At 71.5% G+C, this 20,093-nt stretch carries 18 protein-coding genes; all 18 read left to right on the plus strand.

The genetic code is table 11. The features are described 5' to 3' along the window. Positions 1–147 precede the first annotated feature (147 nt). The 18 genes from ACLQ26_RS00650 to ACLQ26_RS00735 all read left to right on the plus strand — a co-directional run bounded on the left by ACLQ26_RS00650 (position 148) and on the right by ACLQ26_RS00735 (position 19,918). Positions 148–951: a helix-turn-helix domain-containing protein gene (locus ACLQ26_RS00650; RefSeq protein ID WP_425742593.1), complete on the plus strand. Its 804-nt coding sequence runs from the start codon at positions 148–150 to the stop codon at positions 949–951. Next, a complete protein-coding gene (locus ACLQ26_RS00655; protein ID WP_425742594.1) occupies positions 942–1,136 on the plus strand; it encodes a DUF397 domain-containing protein in 195 nt (64 codons plus the stop codon). The genes ACLQ26_RS00650 and ACLQ26_RS00655 overlap by 10 nt, the downstream gene beginning before the upstream one ends. Positions 1,137–1,720: 584 nt before the next feature. Further along, positions 1,721–2,509, plus strand: a complete 789-nt coding sequence (locus tag ACLQ26_RS00660; protein WP_425742595.1) for an ABC transporter permease — start codon at positions 1,721–1,723, stop codon at positions 2,507–2,509. A gap of 9 nt (positions 2,510–2,518) precedes the next feature. After that, positions 2,519–3,328 carry an ABC transporter permease gene (locus tag ACLQ26_RS00665; RefSeq protein ID WP_425742596.1) on the plus strand — a complete coding sequence of 270 codons (810 nt, stop codon included), beginning with the start codon at positions 2,519–2,521 and terminating at the stop codon, positions 3,326–3,328. 92 nt (positions 3,329–3,420) lie between these two features. Further along, complete coding sequence (locus ACLQ26_RS00670) at positions 3,421–4,443, plus strand: YihY/virulence factor BrkB family protein (RefSeq protein WP_425742597.1); 1,023 nt, start codon at positions 3,421–3,423, stop codon at positions 4,441–4,443. Positions 4,444–4,700: 257 nt separating this feature from the next. Continuing rightward, positions 4,701–5,879: an ROK family protein gene (locus ACLQ26_RS00675; protein WP_425742598.1), complete on the plus strand. Its 1,179-nt coding sequence runs from the start codon at positions 4,701–4,703 to the stop codon at positions 5,877–5,879. Next, the gene (locus tag ACLQ26_RS00680) at positions 5,876–7,513 is read left to right on the plus strand and encodes a sugar ABC transporter ATP-binding protein (RefSeq protein ID WP_425742599.1); all 1,638 of its coding nucleotides are present in this window, start codon (positions 5,876–5,878) and stop codon (positions 7,511–7,513) included. Before ACLQ26_RS00675 ends, ACLQ26_RS00680 begins: the two co-directional genes overlap by 4 nt. Then, positions 7,510–8,634, plus strand: a complete 1,125-nt coding sequence (locus ACLQ26_RS00685) for an ABC transporter permease (RefSeq protein WP_393295810.1) — start codon at positions 7,510–7,512, stop codon at positions 8,632–8,634. The genes ACLQ26_RS00680 and ACLQ26_RS00685 overlap by 4 nt, the downstream gene beginning before the upstream one ends. A gap of 118 nt (positions 8,635–8,752) precedes the next feature. Then, entirely contained in the window at positions 8,753–9,805 is a 1,053-nt protein-coding gene (locus ACLQ26_RS00690) for a substrate-binding domain-containing protein (protein ID WP_425742600.1), read from the plus strand. 53 nt (positions 9,806–9,858) lie between these two features. Beyond that, complete coding sequence (locus ACLQ26_RS00695) at positions 9,859–11,034, plus strand: Gfo/Idh/MocA family protein (RefSeq protein ID WP_425743120.1); 1,176 nt, start codon at positions 9,859–9,861, stop codon at positions 11,032–11,034. Between the two features lie 522 nt (positions 11,035–11,556). Then, the gene (locus ACLQ26_RS00700; RefSeq protein ID WP_425742601.1) at positions 11,557–12,723 is read left to right on the plus strand and encodes an inositol-3-phosphate synthase; all 1,167 of its coding nucleotides are present in this window, start codon (positions 11,557–11,559) and stop codon (positions 12,721–12,723) included. Then, positions 12,707–13,726 carry an SCO3242 family prenyltransferase gene (locus ACLQ26_RS00705; RefSeq protein WP_425742602.1) on the plus strand — a complete coding sequence of 340 codons (1,020 nt, stop codon included), beginning with the start codon at positions 12,707–12,709 and terminating at the stop codon, positions 13,724–13,726. The genes ACLQ26_RS00700 and ACLQ26_RS00705 overlap by 17 nt, the downstream gene beginning before the upstream one ends. Continuing rightward, positions 13,723–14,697 (plus strand): sugar phosphate isomerase/epimerase family protein, encoded by a 975-nt coding sequence (locus ACLQ26_RS00710; RefSeq protein WP_425742603.1) that lies wholly within the window; start codon positions 13,723–13,725, stop codon positions 14,695–14,697. The genes ACLQ26_RS00705 and ACLQ26_RS00710 overlap by 4 nt, the downstream gene beginning before the upstream one ends. Before the next feature lie 73 nt (positions 14,698–14,770). Beyond that, complete coding sequence (locus ACLQ26_RS00715) at positions 14,771–15,379, plus strand: EboA domain-containing protein (protein ID WP_425742604.1); 609 nt, start codon at positions 14,771–14,773, stop codon at positions 15,377–15,379. Further along, a complete protein-coding gene (locus ACLQ26_RS00720; RefSeq protein WP_425742605.1) occupies positions 15,380–16,237 on the plus strand; it encodes a TatD family hydrolase in 858 nt (285 codons plus the stop codon). Beyond that, complete coding sequence (gene eboE / locus ACLQ26_RS00725) at positions 16,237–17,436, plus strand: metabolite traffic protein EboE (RefSeq protein ID WP_425742606.1); 1,200 nt, start codon at positions 16,237–16,239, stop codon at positions 17,434–17,436. Before ACLQ26_RS00720 ends, eboE begins: the two co-directional genes overlap by 1 nt. Further along, the gene (locus ACLQ26_RS00730) at positions 17,433–18,854 is read left to right on the plus strand and encodes an alkaline phosphatase family protein (protein WP_425742607.1); all 1,422 of its coding nucleotides are present in this window, start codon (positions 17,433–17,435) and stop codon (positions 18,852–18,854) included. Before eboE ends, ACLQ26_RS00730 begins: the two co-directional genes overlap by 4 nt. Continuing rightward, the gene (locus ACLQ26_RS00735) at positions 18,851–19,918 is read left to right on the plus strand and encodes a polyprenyl synthetase family protein (protein ID WP_425742608.1); all 1,068 of its coding nucleotides are present in this window, start codon (positions 18,851–18,853) and stop codon (positions 19,916–19,918) included. The genes ACLQ26_RS00730 and ACLQ26_RS00735 overlap by 4 nt, the downstream gene beginning before the upstream one ends. Positions 19,919–20,093 lie beyond the last annotated feature (175 nt).

Genomic DNA, 20,093 nt, shown 5'->3' on the forward strand with positions numbered 1-20,093 from the left:
TGGTTCCGCCCCCCGTCCGATCCCGTGAGCGGTTCCGCTGCGTGACAGTCTGGTGAGGATCCGACTACCGTGGGACGTTGCGCGCGCCGACGACAAGTGCGTGCGGTGATCGGCCCGGCGCGGTCCGAGGGTGTACGGAGGCTGTCCGTGGAGAGTTCGTCCATGCTGGAGCACTTCGCGGAGGAGCTGCGGCTGGCCCGCGCTGCCAACGGCATGTCCCAGGCGACGCTCGCCGAGGCCCTGAGCTATTCGGGGGCGCTTGTCGCCAAGGTGGAGACGTCCGAGCGGCGGCCGAGCCTGGACTTCGCGCGACGGTGTGACGCGGTGTTCGCATCCGACGGGCGCTTCGAACGCATCCAGCGGCGGATCAGCCGGGAGGCAGTGGTGCCGTGGTTCCGCGACTGGGCCGGCATCGAGCAGGAAACCACCGCGCTGCGCTGGTACGAGCCGGTCTTCGTGCCAGGCCTGGTGCAGACGGAGGGATACGCCCGCGCAATCCTGGCCGGTGCCGGGCTCTTCGCTGCCGACGAGGTCGAGCAGCAAGTGACCGCCCGGCTCGACCGGCAGGGCGTGCTCAGCCGAGACCGGCCGCCGCTGCTCACTGCCGTGATCGACGAATACGCGCTGCGCCGCCGCGTCGGCGGCCCGGAGGTGATGCGCGAGCAGTTGCGCCACCTGGTGAAGCTCGGCTCGGCCCTGCCCCGGGTCCGAATCCAGGTCGTGCCGCTCAGTGCCGGTGCGTACGCTGGGCTCGATGGTCCCTTCGTGATCGCCACCGCATCGTCCGGCGAGGATGTCGTCTTTCTGGACGGCCAGCGCCACGGGCAGGTGATCGATCGTGCCGAGTACGTGCGGCAGATGGTCGAGGTGTGGGAGTCGATCCGGGGTGAGGCACTATCGCAGCAGCAGTCGCTCGACCTGATCGCGGAAGTGGCGGAGACATGGAGCTGACCGGCGCCCGCTGGCGCAAGAGCACCCGCAGCAACGGCAGTGGCGGCGCCTGCGTGGAGGTGGCCGACAACATCCCCGGGTTGGTGGCCGTTCGTGACTCGAAGGACCCGACCGGCCCGGTGCTGGTCTTCGCGCCGGACGCGTGGCGGGCGTTCGTCGGGCTCGGCGCCCTTCGCGCGGGTTGATCAACTCCAGGTCCGCGGTATTGGGGTGTCCTGGCGACGGGATGCCGCCACATCGCCGATCCGGATTGGATCATCGCGTCAACGCGCCGCAAGCACGGCGGGATGCCGCCACAGCGCCGATGTGGAGGGTGCCGAGGTCGTCGCCCCGGGACCCGCCGGGTGGATCGTGGCGTCACTGTGCCGCGAGCGGGGCGCGCTGCCGCCGCTCGCCGGTCGCTGGTGCTTCGGACCGCCCCGGCCGCATAGATCCACTCGGTTTCCTGCAAATCGGGGTGTCACACCGCTGTGGACCCCCCGATTTCGGTGAACCCGAGTCGGTCATGACCGCGAGTGCGCCGGGACACCGCGGTTTCGGTGAACCCGAGTCGGTCATGACCGCGAGCGCGTCCGGACACCGCGGTTTCGGTGAACCCGAGTCGATCATGACCGCGAGTGCGCCGGGACACCCCGGTTTCGGTGAAACCGAGTCGATCACCAGCGCCAGCAGCGCAAAACCCGGGCGACACGTCGACGGGGTCGTCGTAGGGTGACCGGCGGCCTGTCGTACCCCGGGGGTAGGAAGGTCGGGGACGGGGGTGGTCGTGGTGAGTGTGGCGCAGCGGTCGCGGGTGCCGTGGGTGCCGGCGTACTCGGTGTTCGAGCACAACCTGGTCGGGCTTCGTCGCACCTGGCGGGCCGGGGTGTTCTCGTCGTTCCTGCTGCCGGTGCTCACCGTGCTCGGCTTCGGGCTGGGCGTCGGTTCGTACATCGACCAGGGTGTCGACGGGGCGCGTTATCTCGACTGGCTGGTCCCCGGGCTGATCGCCTCGACGGCGCTCCAGGTCACGGTGGGCGACTCGACGTGGCCGGTGTTCAGCAAGTTCCAGTGGGTCAAGACCTACTTCGCGCAGACGGCGTCACCGCTGCGGGTCGGTGACATCCTGGCCGGGCAACTGGCCTTCGTGCTGTTCCGGGTGCTCACGACGAGCGCGGCGTTCCTGCTGGTCACCGGGCTGTTCGGGGCGTTGCGGTCGCCGTGGGCAGTGGTCACCCTGCCGGTGGTGGTGCTGCTCGGGCTGGCCGTGGCCGCGCCGACCTTCGCGTACGCCGCGGTGGTGTCCAGCGACAGTTGGCTGGCGATGCTGTTCCGGTTCGCTGTCATCCCGATGACGCTGTTCGCCGGCGTGTTCTTCCCGGTCGAGTCGCTGCCCGAGGCGCTGCGCTGGCTGGCGTACGTGACGCCGCTGTGGCACGCCGTCGACCTGTGCCGTGCGGCGACCCTCGGTGTCGCTCCACAGTGGTCTGTCGCCGGGCACCTGCTCTACCTGGCCGCCTGGGCGGCCGTCGGTTACCTGCTGGCGCTGCGCACCTTCCGCCGCAAGCTCGTCGTGTAGGGAGATCCCGTGGTCACGCTGGTCCTGCCCCGGCTCGTCGACGTCTCCGCCGCGTCCCGCCGTTCGGCGTCGGTGGTCGAGCGCAACGTCGCCGCGTTGAAGTCGGTCTACTGGCTGCTGCTGCTCTCCGGCATCGTTGAGCCGCTGCTCTATCTGTTCTCCATCGGCGTGGGCGTCGGGACGCTCGTCGGTGACCTGCCGCTGCCCGACGGGCGGCTGGTGTCGTACGCCGGGTTCGTGGCGCCGGCGATGCTGGCCTCCTCCGCGATGACCGGGGCGCTCTCCGAGACGACATTCAACTTCTTCGGCAAGATGAAGTACATGAAGCTGTACGACGGGATGATCGCCACCCCGGTACGGCCGTTCGAGATCGCCCTCGGTGAGCTGGGCTGGGCGATGCTGCGGGGCACCGCCTACTCGGCCGCGTTCCTCGGCGTGATGATCGCAATGGATCTGACAAGCGTCGTCCACGCCCTGACCACCCTGCCGGCCGCGGTGCTTGTCGGGTTCGCGTTCGGGGCGCTCGGCATGGCGGTCTCCACCTTCATGCGCAGCTGGCAGGATTTCGACCTGGTGGCCTCGGCGCAGTTCACGCTGTTCCTCTTCTCCGGCACCTTCGTGCCGGCGCAGGCATACCCGACTCTGCTGCACTGGCTGGTCGAGGTCACCCCGCTGTACCGGGCGGTGCACCTGGTCCGTGGCATCGCGCTGGGCGCCGGGGGTTGGCTCTGGCTGCTCGACGTGCTCTACCTGCTGGCGATGCTGGCGGCCGGCCTGCTGGTGGCGTCGCGGCGGATGGGCAGGTTGCTCTACCCGTAGGGGTTATCCGCCTCCGTTCGCGGGGCATGTCCTCCAGACGACAGCGCCGACACCGGCGACGGCGACGGGGACACCGACGAAGAGGAGGGGCGATGGCCTCCGACGAGTCTTCCGCCCACCGCGAGCGCGAGCGTGCGCGCAGCGAACCGGTCGGGCCCGACGCGGGGCCGGCCAGCCCCACCGATCTTCCCGGCAGCGGGTGGAAGGCGGCGCTGCGCCGCACGGTCACCGAGTTCCAGGACGACAATCTGACCGACTGGGCGGCGGCGCTCACCTACTACGGGGTGCTGTCCATCTTCCCCGGCCTGCTGGTGCTGATCTCGATCCTCGGCCTGCTCGGCGAGAGCGCCACCAACGGCGTCCGGGACACGGTCAACCAGGCGGTGCCGAACGCCAGCATCAAGCAGATCATCACCGATGCCATCACCACAGCACACGACAACGGCGGCCTGGCCAGCGTCGCGGCGATCATCGGTGTGGTGGCCGCGTTCTGGTCGGCGTCGGGCTACATCGGCGCGTTCATGCGCGCGTCGAACAGCATCTACGACGTGCCCGAGGGCCGGCCGATCTGGAAGACGCTGCCGATCCGGCTCGGCGTGACCGCGGTGGTCGGGGTGCTCCTGCTGGCCAGTGCGGTGATCGTGGTCTTCACCGGCCGCCTCGCCGAGACGGTGGGAGACGTGGTCGGCCTCGGCTCGGCGGCGGTCACGGTGTGGGACATCGCCAAGTGGCCGGTGCTGCTGCTCCTGGTCAGCCTGATGTTCGCCATCCTCTACTGGGCCTCGCCGAACGCCCGGCACGGCGGGTTCCGCTGGGTCAGCCCGGGCGGGGTGCTGGCCGTGGTGATCTGGCTGGTGATCTCCGGCCTGTTCGCCGTCTACGTGAGCAACTTCGGCTCGTACGACAAGACGTACGGCGCGCTGGCCGGCGTGATCATCTTTCTGGTCTGGCTCTGGCTGAGCAACATCGCGATCCTGTTGGGCGCCGAGTTCGACGCGGAGCTGGAGCGCGGCCGTGCCATCTCGGCCGGCCACTCGGTCGACGACGAGCCGTACGTCGAGCTGCGCGACGACCGCAAGCTCAAGAAGAAGCGGAACTCGGCCGGCGGTCGTTGACCACACGACATCGCCCCGTCAGCGAAGATGCGCTGGCGGGGCGATTTCGTGTGCGTCGATGGAACTGCCCGCGAGCGCACGCGGGCACGTCGTAATCCTTTTCTTGATCAACTAGTAGCTTTTGCTCTTACGGACAAAAGTTGCCACCGGAACGGTTGAAGCTCTGGACAGGCGGTGCGCAACGCTCCTACTGTGTCGGACACAACACCTCGGCGTTGCGTCGATGTGAACGAGTTCGATGAAGAGGTGAATTCCCGGTGCGGACGGTCGAGCCCCTGCACGTCCGATTGTTGCGGTTGCTCCGCGACGAGGGGGCCGTGTCCCGGGCCGAGCTGGGCGACCGCCTCCAGATGCCCCGTCCGCGCCTGCTGGCCGAGCTGGATCGCCTGGTCGCCCTGGGTTACGTCGCCGAGGCCGGGCTCGCCGCCTCCCGGGGCGGACGTCGCTCCACTCTGGTCGAGCTGAACCCGAAGCTGCGCTTCGCGGCCGTCGACCTGGGCGCCAGCTCGATGGACGTCGAGGTGGTGAACGGTCGTCTCGAGCCGGTGGCCCACTACGCCGAGCCGGCCGACATCCGCAACGGACCGAAGGTGACCCTGCAACGGGTCAACGAACTGCTGCACAAGGCCCGGGTCGACGGCGCGTACGAGCGGTTGGACGCGGTGGGCATCGGCGTACCCGGGCCGGTCAGCTTCCGTGACGGCGTCCCGGTCTCGCCTCCGATCATGCCGGGATGGGACCGGTTCCCGGTCCGCGAGCTGCTCAGCCGCGAACACGGCTGCCCGGCGGTGGTCGACAACGACGTCAACATCATGGCCATCGGTGAACGCCACGGCGGGGTCGCCCACTCGGTGGACGACTTCCTCTTCGTGAAGATCGGCACCGGCATCGGCTGCGGCATCTACCTGACCGGCGACGTCTACCGCGGCACCGACGGCTGCGCCGGGGACATCGGCCACATCCAGGTCGACGCGCACGGGCCGATGTGCTCCTGCGGGAACGTCGGATGTCTGGAGGCGTTGTTCAGTGGCGCCGCGCTGGCCAAGGACGCGACAGCCGCCGCCCGCAGCGGATCGTCGCCGGCACTGGCCGAGCGAATGGGCCTGCGCGGCGCGGTGACCGCTCTGGACGTCGCCGAGGGCGCGGTCGAGGGCGACGTGACCTGTATCCAGCTGATCCGTGACGGCGGACGGCGGGTCGGCGGCGTCCTCGCCGGTCTGGTGAGCTTCACCAACCCGTCGATGATCGTGATCGGCGGTGGGCTGGCCCAGCTCGGGCACATCCTGCTCGCCGAGATCCGCAGCGTGGTCTACCGCCGGTCGCTTCCGCTGGCCACCGGCAACCTGCCCGTCGTGCTGTCCGAGCTGGGCGGACGGGCCGGCGTCGCCGGCGCGGCCGTGCTCGCCAGCGACGTCGCCTTCGGCGAGGCCTCATGAACCTGCGGTCGTCAGGCGCCAAACCCAACCTGAGCGAGGAGGAGACTGTGGCCCAGCCCGAGGAGAACGCCGCCGTCGCCGGGGCGTCGCTGGTCGAGGCCCCCGCGGACACCGTCGCCGGCGAGGTGGTCCTTCGCCTCACCGACGTGGTCAAGACCTTCCCCGGCGTACGCGCCCTGGACGGGGTGCAGTTGGAGGTGCGTGCCGGCGAGGTGCACTGCCTGCTCGGGCAGAACGGCGCCGGCAAGTCCACCCTGATCAAGGTGCTGGCGGGGGTGCACCAGCCGGATTCCGGCCTCATCGAGTGGCGGGGCGAGCCGACCACCTTCGCCAACCCGCAGGCCGCCATGCGCGCCGGCATCGCCACCATCTACCAGGAGTTGGACCTCGTCGAGGACCTGTCGGTGGGGGAGAACGCGTTCCTCGGCCACGAGCCGCGCCGGCTGGGCTTCGTCCGCCGCGGGCAAATGGTCCGACGAACCCGGCAGATCCTCGGTCGGCTCGGTCACGGCGAGATCCACCCCAAGCGGATGGTCCGCGCGCTGCCGGCGGCCGGCAAGCAGATCGTGAGCATGGCCCGGGCGCTGTCGCACGAGGCGCGACTGATCATCATGGACGAGCCGAGCGCGGTGCTGGCGCACGACGAGGTGGGCAACCTGTTCCGGATCATCCGGGAGCTGACCGCCCAGGGCATCGCCGTCATCTACATCTCCCACCGCCTGGAGGAGATCCGCGAGATCGGCGACCGGGTCACCGTACTCAAGGACGGCCGGACCACGGCGGCGAACCTGCCGGCGCGCGACACCCCGACCCGCGACCTGGTCAGCCGGATGACCGGCCGCAGCATCGAGTACGTCTTCCCGGAGCGCCCGGCGGCTGGTCCGGCCGGCGCGGAGCTGCTCCAGGTCGAGGGGTTGACCCGGGCTGGCGAGTTCGCCGACGTGTCGCTCGATGTCCGGGCCGGTGAGATCGTCGGCATCGCCGGGCTGGTCGGCTCCGGCCGATCCGAGCTGCTGGAGACGATCTACGGCGCACGCCGAGCCGACTCGGGCACCATCCGGATGGCCGGTCGGGCGCTGGGCACGGGCGTCGGAGCGGCGGTCCGGGCCGGTATGGGCATGGCGCCGGAGGAGCGCAAGAGCCAGGCGCTGCTGCTCGGCGAGCCGATCTACCGCAACGTCACCCTCTCCACCTTCAGCAGGTACGCCCGGTTCGGCTTCACGAACGTGGCGGCCGAGCAGGCCGAGGCGAACCGGATCGCCGCCGATCTCGAACTGCGCCCGCGCGACGTCCGCCGCCCGGTGCGCACCCTCTCCGGCGGCAACCAGCAGAAGGTCGTGGTGGGGCGGTGGCTCCTCGGTGACACCAAACTGCTGATCCTGGACGAGCCGACCCGAGGCGTGGACATCGGTGCCCGCGCCGAGCTGTACCAGGTGATCCGGGGCCTGGCCGCCCAGGGCGTAGGGGTCCTGCTGGTCTCCAGCGAGGTGCCCGAGGTGCTCGGTCTCGCCGACCGGGTGCTGGTGATGCGGGAGGGCCGGGTTGTCCGCGAGGCCCCGGCCGGCGAACTCGACGAGAACACTGTGCTCGACCTCGTGATGGCGGGGTCCCTGATGGAAGGCGCACCGGCATGAGCGACGCGACTCCCACCCCCACGGCGACCCCGGAGCGCCCGCAGCTGCCGGCGCAGTCGCCGCCTGTGGATCCCGCCGAGACGGCGGCGGCCAGCGAGGCGGCGACGACAAGCAACCGGCTCTCGTGGTGGCGGGGTGACAGCGGCGAAGGCGCCCGCCGTAACCTCGGCCTCATCGGGGTGCTTGTGGTCCTGGTCATCATCGGCGCGATGACCCGGTGGGACCTCTACTCCAACCCGGAGTGGGTGTGGGGCAACACCCTCACCATCCTCAAGCTGGCGTCGGTGGTCGGCGTGGTCACCGTCGGAATGACCTTCGTCATCATCGGCGGCGGCATCGACCTGTCGGTAGGCGCGATCCTCGCGCTCTCCGCGGTCTGGGCCACCACTGTCGCCACGCAGAGCTACGGCGCCGGCGGCATGATCTTCACCGCGCTTGTCGTCGGGCTGTCGGTAGGCGTGGTCAACGGAATCCTCATCTCGTACGGCCGGCTGGTGCCCTTCATCGCCACCCTGGCGATGCTGGTGGCCGCCCGCGGTCTGGCGGCGGAGATCTCCAACAAGCAGACCCAGCTGTCCAACAACACCTTCATCAACAACCTCGCCAGCGAGAAGGTGCTCGGCATCCCGCTGCTGGTCTACATCCTCGCCGCCGTGGTCGCGGCCGGTTGGGTGCTGCTCAACCGCACCACCTTCGGCCGGCGCACGGTCGCCGTCGGAGGCAACCCGGAGGCGGCCCGGCTGGCCGGCATCAACGTCCGGCGGCACACCCTGCTGCTGTACGCGCTGTCCGGCCTCTGCTGCGGCATCGCCGCCATCATGCTCACCGCCCAGGCCAACTCGGCCCAGGCGGCGACGGCAAACCTCTACGAGCTGGACGCGATCGCCGCCGCGATCATCGGTGGCACGCTGCTCAGCGGCGGGCGGGGCACGATCATCGGCTCCCTGCTCGGCGTGATCATCTTCTCGACGATCACCAATCTCTTCGCCATCAACGGCCTCTCCAGTGAGGCCCAGAACATGGTCAAGGGCGGCATCATCGTGGCGGCCGTCCTGGTCCAGCAGGTGCAGTTCCGCAGCATCACCCAGTTCCTCGGCCGTAACCGGCTCACCAGCAGCTGATCCACTCCCGCAACCGCACCACCTTGTCGCACCAGCACAGGGTCACCCGAGCATCGACGGTGACCGGATACCACGCACCCTTCACTCATCCCACCACCTGCGAACACAGGAGGTCGTCATGACCCAGCACAGTCCCGACCTGTCGCGCCGCCGAATGCTCTTCGGCGGGGTCGCGGTCGGCGCCGGCGTACTGCTGGCCGGTTGCACGAGCAACGAGTCGTCGCCCACCACCGCGCAGACCAAGGCGGCGGCGACCGGCGTCAACAACGAGCCCGGCAAGAAGGTGGTCATCGGCTTCTCCGCCCCCGCCGACGACCACGGCTGGATCGCCGCCATCACCAACAACGCCAAGGCGCAGGCCGGCGCGTACTCCGACGTGGAGCTCAAGCCCGTCGCGGCGGGCGCGGACCCGGCGGCCCAGCGGGCGGCGCTGTCCACCCTGGTGTCGCAGAAGCCCGACGTCATCGTGGTGCTGCCGCACGACGGCAAGGAGCTCAACGCGTTCGGCCTGGAGGCCATGACCGCCGGCATCCCGGTGATCAACCTGGACCGTGCCTTCCCCGACGCCAGGGCCTACCGCCTGCAGATCAAGGGCGACAACTACGGCATGGGCGTCGCCGCGGCGACGTACATCATCGCCCAGCTCAAGGCCAAGGGCGTCAGCAACCCGGTCATCGGTGAGATCCCGGGCATCGACGCGCTGGAGCTGACCCAGGAGCGGACGAAGGGCTTCAACGACACGCTCGCCGCGAGCGGCTTCAAGGTCGCCAACCGGCGGCCGGCGGAGTTCACCGTCGACTCCGGCCAGCAGGCCGCGACCGGGCTGTTCCAGGCGCTGCCGAAGATCGACGCGATCTGGAACCACGACGACGACCAGGGCGTCGGCGTGATGGCCGCGATCAACCAGTCCGGCCGCAAGGAGTTCTTCATGGTCGGCGGCGCCGGCTCGAAGAAGGCGATGGAGGACATCCAGGCGGACAACACCGTGCTGAAGGCCACCGTCACCTACAGCCCGTCGATGGCCTCCTCGGCCATCTCGCTCGCCCGCCTCATCGGCCAGGGCAAGGGCATGTCCGACCTGGTGGAACTCCAGGTGCCCAAGGAGATCGTGCTCGCCTCGGAGACGATCACGAAGGAGAACGCGAGCAACTACCTCAAGCTCGGGTTCTGACACACGGGGGGAGACCCACCTTGTCCACGACAGACAGAGAACTGCGGATCGGCATGGTCGGTTACGCGTTCATGGGCGCCGCGCACTCACAGGCGTGGCGCACCGTGAACCGCGTGTACGACCTGCCGGCACGGGCCAGGATGGCGCTGATCTGCGGCCGCGACACACCGAAGGTGGCCGAGGCCGCCGACCGGCTCGGCTGGGACGCGTACACGACGGACTGGCGTGACCTGATCAATCGGGATGACATCGACGTGGTCGACGTCTGCACACCGGGCGACAGCCACGCCGAGATCGCCCTCGCCGCACTGGCCGCCGGCAAGCACGTCCTGTGCGAGAAGCCGCTTGCCAACACGGTGGCGGAGGCACGGGCGATGACCGCCGCGGCGGAAACCGCCCGCGCCGCCGGGGTGCGATCGATGTGCGGGTTCAACTACCGCCGGGTCCCCGCGGTCACGATGATGCGCCAGATGGTCGCCGAAGGACGCCTCGGAGTAATCCGGCACGTCCGGGCGGTCTACCTGCAGGACTGGATCGTGGATCCGCAGTTCCCGCTGGTCTGGCGGCTGCAGAAGGACAGGGCGGGCTCCGGCGCGCTCGGTGACATCGGTGCGCACATCATCGACCTGACGCAGTTCGTCGTCGGCCAGCGGATCACAGGCGTCAGCGCGATCACCGAGACGTTCGTGAAGGAGCGGCCGCTGCCCGCCGAGTCGAGCGGTCTGGCCGCCACGGTGGACGGCGGCTCCGCGCCCACCGGGCCGGTCACCGTCGACGACGCCGCGATCTTCGTGGCCCGGCTCGACGGCGGCGCCCTGGCCACGTACGAGGCGAGCCGTTTCGCCACGGGCCGCAAGAACGCCCTGCGAGTCGAGATCAACGGCTCACTGGGCACCGTGGTCTTCGACCTGGAGCGCCTCAACGAGCTGGAGTTCTACGACGCCACCCGGCCCACCCTGGAGCAGGGCTTCAGCCGGATCCTGGTGACCGAGGGCGACCATCCGTACATGTCGGCGTGGTGGCCGCCCGGCCACCTCATCGGCTACGAGCACTCCTTCACCCATCAGATGCGCGATCTCATCGAGGCGATCGCCACCGGCACCGATCCGGCGCCCTCCTTCGCCGACGCGTTGCAGGTCCAGCTCGTGCTGGACGCGGTGACCCGTTCGGCGGACGTCGGATCCTCCTGGACCGACGTGGAACCGGCGCTCACCGCGGTGGCCGTCTGACCTCCTGACCATCCGCGACGGCGGTGCTCGCGCCGCCGTCGCCCGACCGGCTTTCCGGAGCCGACCGGCGAGGGACCGACAGCGGTTTGCGCCCCGCGGTCGGAACGAGGTCGGCTCCGGAGAGTGTGCGGCCGGGCCACATGGCCCGGTGGCGCACGAGCAGGACGGTCGTCCGGTGCGACCGGACCGGGATTCCCCGGCCGCACCGGAGGACCGCCACCACCTGAGACGTCCGATCGGGGCACGCCAACGCCCCGGCCGGCCGATGCGGGGGAGGCAGGGTCGAGACGCCGACCGACCCTGCCTGCCAGCCCCGTCTGCCCGCACCCGTACCGGGAGCCGGTCCGTCGTCGTCGCCGCCGACGCCGACGCCGGATCCGGCGTCGTTCCGGTACGGGTCGGGCGGGCGGGGCACCATCCTGCAAGGCCGTAGCTTTTCGAGAAATATTCTGATATTCCTATATTTAACTTCGCCGACTCTTTAACTACTCCGACGGTTCCTCCTGGACGGGAAGGAGCACCATGCGAACGGGTGTCTGGCTGGTAGGAGCACGCGGTTCGGTCGCGACCACCAGCATCGTCGGAGGGCTCGCGCTGCGAGCCGGTCTGGCCGGGCCGACCGGCTGCGTCACCGAGCTGCCGGATCTGCGCGGCCCCGCCCTCCCGTCCTTCACGGACCTGGTCTTCGGTGGCCACGACGTGGCCACCACCCCGTTGAGCAAGCGCGCGGAGGCGCTCGCCGACACCGGTGTGATACCCGGTCGGCTGGTCGCCGCGCTCCCCGACGAGCTGGCCGCCGTCGAGCAGGAGCTGCGACCGGCACCGCTCGGCGGCACCCAGGCCGACCGGGTGGCGACAGTCGTGGACGACCTCACCTCCTTCCGCGCGCGTCACCGGCTGGACCGCGTGGTCGTGGTAAACGTCTCCGCCACCGAACCCGCACCTCGACCGCACCCCGGGCACGCCGACCCGGCCGCGCTGCGCGCCGCCCTCACCGGCCCGGACGAGGTGCTGCCGCCCAGCTCCCTGTACGCGTACGCGGCGCTGCTTGCCGACTGCCCGTACGTCGACTTCACCCCGTCGACCGGGCTGCGGCTGCCGGCGCTGGCCGCGCTTGCCGAGGAGCTGCGCCTGCCGTACGCCGGGCACGACGGTAAGACCGGCGAGACCCTGGTCAAGTCGGTGCTCGCACCGATGTTCGCGATGCGCAACCTCGCCGTGCGCTCCTGGTCCGGGATGAACCTGCTCGGCGGCGGCGACGGCGCCACCCTCGCCGACCCGGCCGCCAACGCGGCCAAGGTGCAGAGCAAGCAGCGCGTGCTCGGCGAGACGCTTGGCTACGTCCCGCAGGGCAACACCCGCATCGAGTACGTCGAGGAGCTGGGCGACTTCAAGACCGCCTGGGATCTGATCACGTTCGCCGGCTTCCTCGGCACCGGGATGCGGATGGAGTTCACCTGGCACGGCTGCGACTCCGCGCTTGCCGCGCCGCTGGTGCTCGACCTGGCCCGGCTCACCGCCGCCGCGCACGCCGCCGGGCACGTGGGGCCGCTTGCCGACCTGGGCTTCTTCTTCAAGGACCCGCTCGGCTCGCCCACCCACTCGCTTGCCGAGCAGTGGGCCCGGCTGACCGACTTCACGCAGCGGTTGCACGCCGGCCTGGAGGGTGGCCATGACCACGCTGGCTGACGTTGCCGAGCTGGTCCGCGCGCCGGCCGCGCTCTCCGTCCCCGGTGACGTGGTTGCCGGCGCGGCGGCGGCCGGCGCGTTGAGCCCGCGTACCCCCGCTCTCGCCGGCGCGTCGGTGCTGCTCTACTGGGCCGGCATGGCGGCCAACGACTGGGCCGACAGGCGGTTGGACGCCGTCGAACGCCCCGAGCGGCCGATCCCCAGCGGCCGCGTCACCCCGGCCGCCGCGCTGGGCCTCGCGGCCGGCCTCACCGCCGCCGGCGTGGGCCTGGCCGCCGCCGTGGGCGGTCGCCGCGCCGCCGCGCTGGCGGTGCCCCTGGCCGCCAGCATCTGGGGGTACGACCTGCTGGCCAAGAACACCGCCGCCGGCCCCGCCGTGATGGCCGCCTGCCGAGGGCTGGACGTGCTGCTGGGCGCATCCGGCGGCAACCTGGCGCGGGCGCTCCCCTCGGCGGCGACCGTCGCGGCCCACACCTGGACGGTCACCACGCTGTCCCGGCGCGAGGTCTCCGGAGCGGACGCGGCCCTGCCGATGCGCACACTCGTCGGCACCGCACTGGTCGCCGCGAGCGCAGCCGTCGCCGTCCCCGGCGCCCGTCGCGCTGACGTTCCCGGCGGCCGTCGCGCTGACGTTCCGGGCGCTCGCCGCGCTGATGTTCCCGGCGGCCGCTGCGCTGACGTTTCCGCCGACGAAGCTGGCGGGGCCGACGAGCGGGCCGTCGTGAGCGCGGACCGGGGCCGGTCCCGGCCGGCAGGGGTCGCCGCCGCGCTGCCCGTGCTGCTGGCCGGGTGGTACGCCGCCCGCTACGGCGCGGCCCAGGCCCAGGTCGTCCGGGACCCCTCGGCCGGGAAGGTTCGCGCGGCGGTCGGCGCGGGAATCACCGGGCTGCCGGCCCTGCAGGGAGCGCTCACCGCACGCGGTGGGGCCGGCCTGCTCGGGCTGGCCGTCGCGGCGGCGGCGCCGCTGGGTCGCCGGCTGGCCCGGAAGGTCTCCCCGACATGACCGTGCCCCGGCCCCGACCCGCGCAGCCGGCCACTGACGCGACGACGCTGCGCCTCGGGTACGGCACGAACGGCTTCGCCAACCACCGGCTCGACGACGCGCTCGCCGTCATCGCGGACCTCGGCTACGACGGCGTGGCGCTCACCCTGGACCACGACCACCTGGACCCGTTTCTACCCGGGCTCACCCGCCGGATCGCGGCTGTCGGTCGGCGACTGGAGGCGCTGGGTCTGGGGTTGGTGATCGAGACCGGGGCCCGTTATCTGCTCGACCCGTGGCACAAGCACGCGCCGACGCTGCTGCACGACGACCCGACCCGGCGGATCGAGTTCCTACGCCGGGCGGTGCGGATCGGCGCCGACCTGGGCGCGGAGGCGGTCTCGTTCTGGGCCGGTGTGCGACCCGCGACGGTGTCTCCGCAGTGCGCCTGGGACCGGCTGGTCGCAGGCTGTGCCAGCGTGGTCGACGCCGCCGACAGCGCGGGCGTCACCCTCGGCTTCGAGCCGGAGCCGGGCATGCTCGTCGAGAGCATCACCGACTGGCGTCGACTGCACGCCGCGCTCGGGGCTCCGGCCCGCTTCGGCATCACCCTCGACATCGGCCACTGCCGGTGCCTGGAGCCGTGGCCGGTGCCGCAGTGCGTCGCCGAGGTGGCCGACCACCTGGTCAACGTGCAGATCGACGACATGCGCCGGGGCGTGCACGAGCACCTGGAGTTCGGCACCGGCGAGATCGACTTCCCGCCGGTGCTGGCGGCCCTGGCCGAGGCCGGCTACCGCGGGCTGGTCGCCGTCGAGTTGCCCCGCGACTCGCACGCCGCACCGGCGGTCGCCGCGCGGTCGATCGAGTTCCTGCGTTCCGCCGCCGCGACCGCGTCGGCGGGCCGCACCGATGGCGGGGTACCCGCCGGCGCCCTTTGCTCTGCTTCAACGGACGCACCAGATCCGGACACCATCCGTCGCATGGAGTGAAGCAGAGCGAGGGACGCGCTCGGGTACCCGCGGAGCGGGACAGCAGCACAGCAGCACAAGGGGAGGAGACGGGATGACACCGGATTCACTACGGGCCGCGCTGCGGGGCGTACCCGATCCCGACTGGCTGGACGCGGCGCTGCGCCAGGTCGCGGCCGAGCCCACCGCGATCACCAGGCTCTTTTCCGCCGTCGGCAGGCGTTGCGGCCGGGCCGCGCTACCCGACGCTCCCGGCTGGACCGCCGACGACGCGGCCCGGGTGCTGCTGCTCACCAGCCTGCCGGGCGAGCACGCCGCGTACGCCGAGAGCCTCTACCAGCACGGTGACGCGGCCGAGCGCCGGGCGGTGCTGCGGGCCCTGCCGCTGCTGCCGATCGGCGCCGAAGGGGTGCCGCTGCTGCACGACGCGATCCGGACCAACGACACCCGGCTGGTCGGCGCCGCCCTCGGCCCGTACGCCCGGCACCTCGACCCGGCCGCCTGGCGGCAGGCGGTGCTCAAGTGCGTGTTCAGCGGGGTGCCGTTGGCAGTCGTCGCCGACCTGGAGACCCGCGCCGACGGGGAGCTGGCCGCGATGCTGGCCGCGCTTGCCGCCGAGCGGCACGCCGCCGGCCGCGAGTTGCCCGCCGATGCCACCGACCTGCTCGACCGGCTCACCGCCGCACTGCCCCGGGAGGCGTGAATGCGCATCTTCGACCCCCACATCCACATGACCTCACGCACCACGGACGACTACGAGCGGATGGCCGCCGCCGGGGTGCGCGCGCTTGTGGAGCCGGCGTTCTGGCTGGGCCAGCCACGCACAAGCGCCGCGTCGTTCGTCGACTACTTCGACTCGCTGATCGGCTGGGAGCCGTTTCGGGCCGGGCAGTTCGGGGTGCGGCACTTCGCGACGATCGCGCTGAACCCCAAGGAGGCCAACGACCCGCGCTGCCGTCCGGTGCTCGACCTGCTGCCCCGCTACCTGGACAAGGACGCGGTCGTGGCGGTCGGCGAGATCGGGTACGACTCGATGACCCCGGAGGAGGACGAGGCGTTCGCCGCGCAGCTCGCCCTCGCCGTGGCGTACGAGCTGCCGGCGCTTGTGCACACCCCGCACCGGGACAAGGCGCGCGGATGCGAGCGCACCCTCGCCGTGGTCGCCGAGTCCGGCATCGACGCGGGACGCGTGGTCGTCGACCACCTCAACGAGGTGACAGTCAAGCTCGTCCGGGACAGCGGCTGCTGGCTGGGTTTCTCCATCTACCCGGACACGAAGATGACGCCGCAGCGGATGGTGGAGCTGCTGCGCGAGTACGGCACGGAACGGATGCTCGTCAACTCGGCCGCCGACTGGGGGCGCTCCGACCCGCTGCTCACCCGGGCCACCGCGGAGGCGATGCTGCTGGCCGGGTTCAGCGACGACGACGTCGACAAGGTGCTGTGGCGCAACCCGGTGGAGTTCTACGGGCAGTCCGGTCGGCTCGACCTGAGCGACCTGGACGTGGCCGCCAAGGTTGACCCGCAGACCGGCAACTCGATCCTGCGCGGCGGCAGCTGATGCGGCTGCGACATGCCGGCGGCGACACCGTCCACCTCGGCTACTGCACAAACGTGCACCCCGCCGAGGACCTCGCCGGCATCCTCGGGCAACTGGACACCTACGCCGTGCCGGTCCGCGCGGCGCTGGGCAGCGACGTGCTCGGCCTCGGCCTGTGGCTGGCCGCCCCGGTCGCCGCCGAGCTGGCCGCCGACCCGGCGCTGCGGCTGCGTCTGCGCGCCGAGCTGGACGCGCGCGGGCTGGAGGTGGTCACCCTCAACGGCTTCCCGTACGCGGCCTTTCAGGCGCCGGTGGTCAAGCAGGACGTGTACCACCCGGACTGGACCACCGAGCAGCGGCTGACGTACACGCTGAATCTGGCCCGGGTGCTCGCCGACCTGCTGCCCGACGACGCGGCCCGGGGATCGATCTCCACCCTGCCGCTGGCGTGGCGGCAACCCTGGGACACCGAGCGGGCCGACGCGGCCCGCCGCCGGCTGGACCAGCTCGCCGCCGGCCTGGCCGCCGTGCAGCGCGACACCGACCGCGAGGTGCGGGTCGCCTTCGAGCCGGAGCCCGGCTGCGTGGTGGAGAGCACCGGGCAGGCGGCCGCGCTGCTGTCCGGAATGGACACTGACCGGCTGGGCGTCTGCGTCGACCTGGCCCACCTGGCGTGCGCCTGGGAGGATCCGGCCGAGGCGCTGGAGCGACTGCGGGCGGCCGGGCTGCCCGTGGTGAAGGTGCAGGTCTCCGCCGCCGTCGAGGCGACCGACCCGGCCGGCGGCGCCGACGCGTTGCGCCGCTGGGTGGAGCCGCGCTTCCTGCACCAGACCCGGGGCGTCGGCTGCGCCGGCCTGGCCGACCCGGCCGATCCGGCGTACGCGGCCGACGACCTCGACGAGGCGCTGGACCGGGCGCTGCCCGGCCCGTGGCGGGTGCACTACCACGTGCCGCTGCACGCCCCGCCGGAGGAACCGCTCAGCTCGACCCTGCCCGTCCTGCGCGCCGCGTTGAGAGCGCTCTACAGCGGGCCGACCGCCGGGTGCGACCACCTCGACGTCGAGACGTACACCTGGGGGGTTCTACCGGCCGCGCGGCGGCCGGGCACCGACGCGGAGCTGGCCGCCGGCATCGCCGCCGAGCTGGCCTTCGCCCGTGACGAACTGGTCGGCCTCGGGCTGACCCCGGAACGCACCGTGAGCGCGGGAGTGACGCGATGAGCCGACGACTTGTGGTACTCGACGTGGTGGGGTTGACCCCCCGACTGCTGGCGCACATGCCCCGGCTGCGCGGCGTCGCCGATGGCGGCTTCCGGGCCGAGCTGGGCACCGTGCTACCCGCGGTGACCTGCTCGGTGCAGTCCACCTTCCTCACCGGCGAGCAGCCCAGCGGGCACGGGATCGTCGGCAACGGGTGGTACTTCCGGGAGCTGGGCGAGGTGTTCCTGTGGCGGCAGCACAACGCGCTCGTCGGCGGGGACAAGCTCTGGCAGGCTGCCCGTCGGGCCGAACCGGGCTACACCGTGGCGAACGTCTGCTGGTGGTACGCCATGGGCGCCGACGTCAACTGGACCGTCACGCCCCGGCCGGTCTACTACGCCGACGGCCGCAAGGAGCCGGACTGCTACACCGACCCGCCGGAGCTGCACGACGCGCTCACCGGCCGGCTGGGCACGTTCCCGCTGTTCACGTACTGGGGGCCGACCGCCGGGCTGCCGTCGTCGCGGTGGATCTGCCAGGCTGCCGAGCAGATCCTGGCCGACGTGTCACCGGATCTGACCCTCGTCTACGTGCCCCACCTGGACTACGACCTGCAACGCTTCGGCCCGTCGTCGGCCCAGGCCGCCGCCGCGGCGGCGGAGCTGGACGCGGTGCTCGGCCCACTGCTGGACGCCGCACGGGCCCGCGACGCCACAGTGGTCGTGCTCTCCGAGTACGGCATCACCGACGTGTCCCGGCCGGTGGACGTCAACCGGCTGCTGCGCGCCGAAGGGCTGCTGCGGGTGCACACCCAGGCCGGCATGGAGTACCTCGACCCGTGGACGTCGAAGGCGTTCGCGGTCGCCGACCACCAGGTCGCGCACGTCTACGTCAAGGACCCGGCCGACGTGCCGGCGGTGGCAAAACTGTGCGCAGGGCTGCCCGGGGTGGCCGAGGTGCTCGACGCCGAGGGCAAGGCCGCGCACGGGCTGGACCACCCGCGCGCCGGGGAACTGGTGCTGGTGGCCGAGCCGGACTCCTGGTTCACCTACTACTACTGGCTCGACGACGCCCGCGCGCCGGACTTCGCCCGGCTGGTCGAGATCCACCGCAAGCCGGGGTACGACCCCGCCGAGCTGTTCTTCGATCCGGCCAACCCCGGTGCCGCGAAGGCCCGCGCCGGGGTGGCTCTGGCCCGCAAGAAGCTCGGCATGCGCTACCTGATGAGCGCCGTCGGTCTGGACGCCGGCGCCCAGGCGGTACGCGGCTCGCACGGGCGGCTGCCCAGCGACCCGGCGGACGCCCCGGTGCTGCTCTGCTCCGACCCGTCCGCCGCCCGGGAGAAGGTCGCGGCCACCGAGGTCAAGGCGCTGCTGCTGGAACTCGCCGGGCTGAGCTCCGGTGACGGGAAAGCGGAGCGGCCGGGGGAGGGGGCGTGACGGTCACGGTGACCCCGACCGACACGAGCGGGCTGCGGGCGCGCTTCGACGCCGAGTTGGCAGCCTTCCTCGACCGGCAGGGCCCGGACTGGCCCGACGGTGCGCCGCGCGGCGTGTTCACCGCGCTGCAACGATTCGTGCTTGCCGGCGGCAAGAGGCTGCGCCCGCTGTTCTGCTACTGGGGCTGGCGCGGCGCCGGGGCGGCCGACGGCAGCCCGATAGTGGTGGCCGCGGCGGCGCTGGAACTGTTCCACGCGTTCGCGCTGATCCACGACGACATCCTGGACGGCAGCGACCGTCGGCGGGGCGAGCCGTCGGTGCACCGCCTCTTCGCCGACCTGCACGCCCGCTCGTCGTGGCGTGGCGATCCCGAGGCGTACGGACGCAACACCGCCCTGCTCTGCGGGGACCTCTGCGCGGCCTGGTCGGATCAGATGTTCCACGAGTGCGGGCTGGGCACCGATCAGGTGCACCGGGGCTACGCCGTGTTCGCGCTGATGCGTACCGAGGTGATCGCGGGGGAGTACCTCGACCTGGTCTCCGGCGTGGGGGACGGCTCGGTGGCCAGCGCGCTCACCGTGATCCGGATGAAGGCCGCCCGGTACACGGTCACCCGACCGCTGCAGATCGGCGCGGCCCTGGCCGGAGCGGGTTCGGAGCTGCTCGCCGCCCTCGGCGAGTTCGGTGACCCGTTGGGCGACGCGTTCCAGCTCCGCGACGACGTGCTGGGCGTCTTCGGTGATCCGGCGGTCACCGGCAAGTCGGTCCTGGACGACCTGCGCGAGGGCAAGCCCACGGTGATGATGGCGCTGGCCCGCAGCGCCGCCGACAGGTCACAGACCGCGCGGCTGAAGGAGCTGTTCGGCAATCCCACGCTGGACGCCGAGGGCGCGGCCGACCTGCGCGAGATCATCGAGGCCACCGGCGCCCGGGACCGGATCGAGCAGATGATCCGGGTCCGGACCGAGGCGGCGCTCACCGCTCTGCGCAGCGCGGTGGTGGCCGAGGAGGCGCGATCCGCCCTCGTCGCGTTGGCGGGACAGGCCATCGATCGGCGCGCCTGACCCATCAACTTTCGATCAAATCAACGAAAGTTGATGCTGAATCGCCGGAAGGTGTGGACACATCGACAGGCGCGACTTAGTGTCGGGGCCAACACGACAATGTTTCGTCGAGGTGAACCGGCGGCGCGGTAACCCATCGACCCACCACCGCTACGGCATCCGGCGCGACGGCGCG

It is taken from the genome of Micromonospora sp. DT43 (assembly GCF_049841645.1).
GTDB lineage: Bacteria > Actinomycetota > Actinomycetes > Mycobacteriales > Micromonosporaceae > Micromonospora.

Bases quoted from the DNA above. Each gene is read 5' to 3' on its own strand.
- ACLQ26_RS00655 (WP_425742594.1), top strand. From the start codon at position 942: ATGGAGCTGACCGGCGCCCGCTGGCGCAAGAGCACCCGCAGCAACGGC.
- ACLQ26_RS00670 (WP_425742597.1), top strand. From the start codon at position 3,421: ATGGCCTCCGACGAGTCTTCCGCCCACCGCGAGCGCGAGCGTGCGCGC.
- ACLQ26_RS00680 (WP_425742599.1), top strand. From the start codon at position 5,876: ATGAACCTGCGGTCGTCAGGCGCCAAACCCAACCTGAGCGAGGAGGAG.
- ACLQ26_RS00685 (WP_393295810.1), top strand. From the start codon at position 7,510: ATGAGCGACGCGACTCCCACCCCCACGGCGACCCCGGAGCGCCCGCAG.
- ACLQ26_RS00690 (WP_425742600.1), top strand. From the start codon at position 8,753: ATGACCCAGCACAGTCCCGACCTGTCGCGCCGCCGAATGCTCTTCGGC.
- ACLQ26_RS00695 (WP_425743120.1), top strand. From the start codon at position 9,859: ATGGTCGGTTACGCGTTCATGGGCGCCGCGCACTCACAGGCGTGGCGC.
- ACLQ26_RS00700 (WP_425742601.1), top strand. From the start codon at position 11,557: ATGCGAACGGGTGTCTGGCTGGTAGGAGCACGCGGTTCGGTCGCGACC.
- ACLQ26_RS00705 (WP_425742602.1), top strand. From the start codon at position 12,707: ATGACCACGCTGGCTGACGTTGCCGAGCTGGTCCGCGCGCCGGCCGCG.
- ACLQ26_RS00710 (WP_425742603.1), top strand. From the start codon at position 13,723: ATGACCGTGCCCCGGCCCCGACCCGCGCAGCCGGCCACTGACGCGACG.
- ACLQ26_RS00715 (WP_425742604.1), top strand. From the start codon at position 14,771: ATGACACCGGATTCACTACGGGCCGCGCTGCGGGGCGTACCCGATCCC.
- ACLQ26_RS00720 (WP_425742605.1), top strand. From the start codon at position 15,380: ATGCGCATCTTCGACCCCCACATCCACATGACCTCACGCACCACGGAC.
- eboE (WP_425742606.1), top strand. From the start codon at position 16,237: ATGCGGCTGCGACATGCCGGCGGCGACACCGTCCACCTCGGCTACTGC.
- ACLQ26_RS00730 (WP_425742607.1), top strand. From the start codon at position 17,433: ATGAGCCGACGACTTGTGGTACTCGACGTGGTGGGGTTGACCCCCCGA.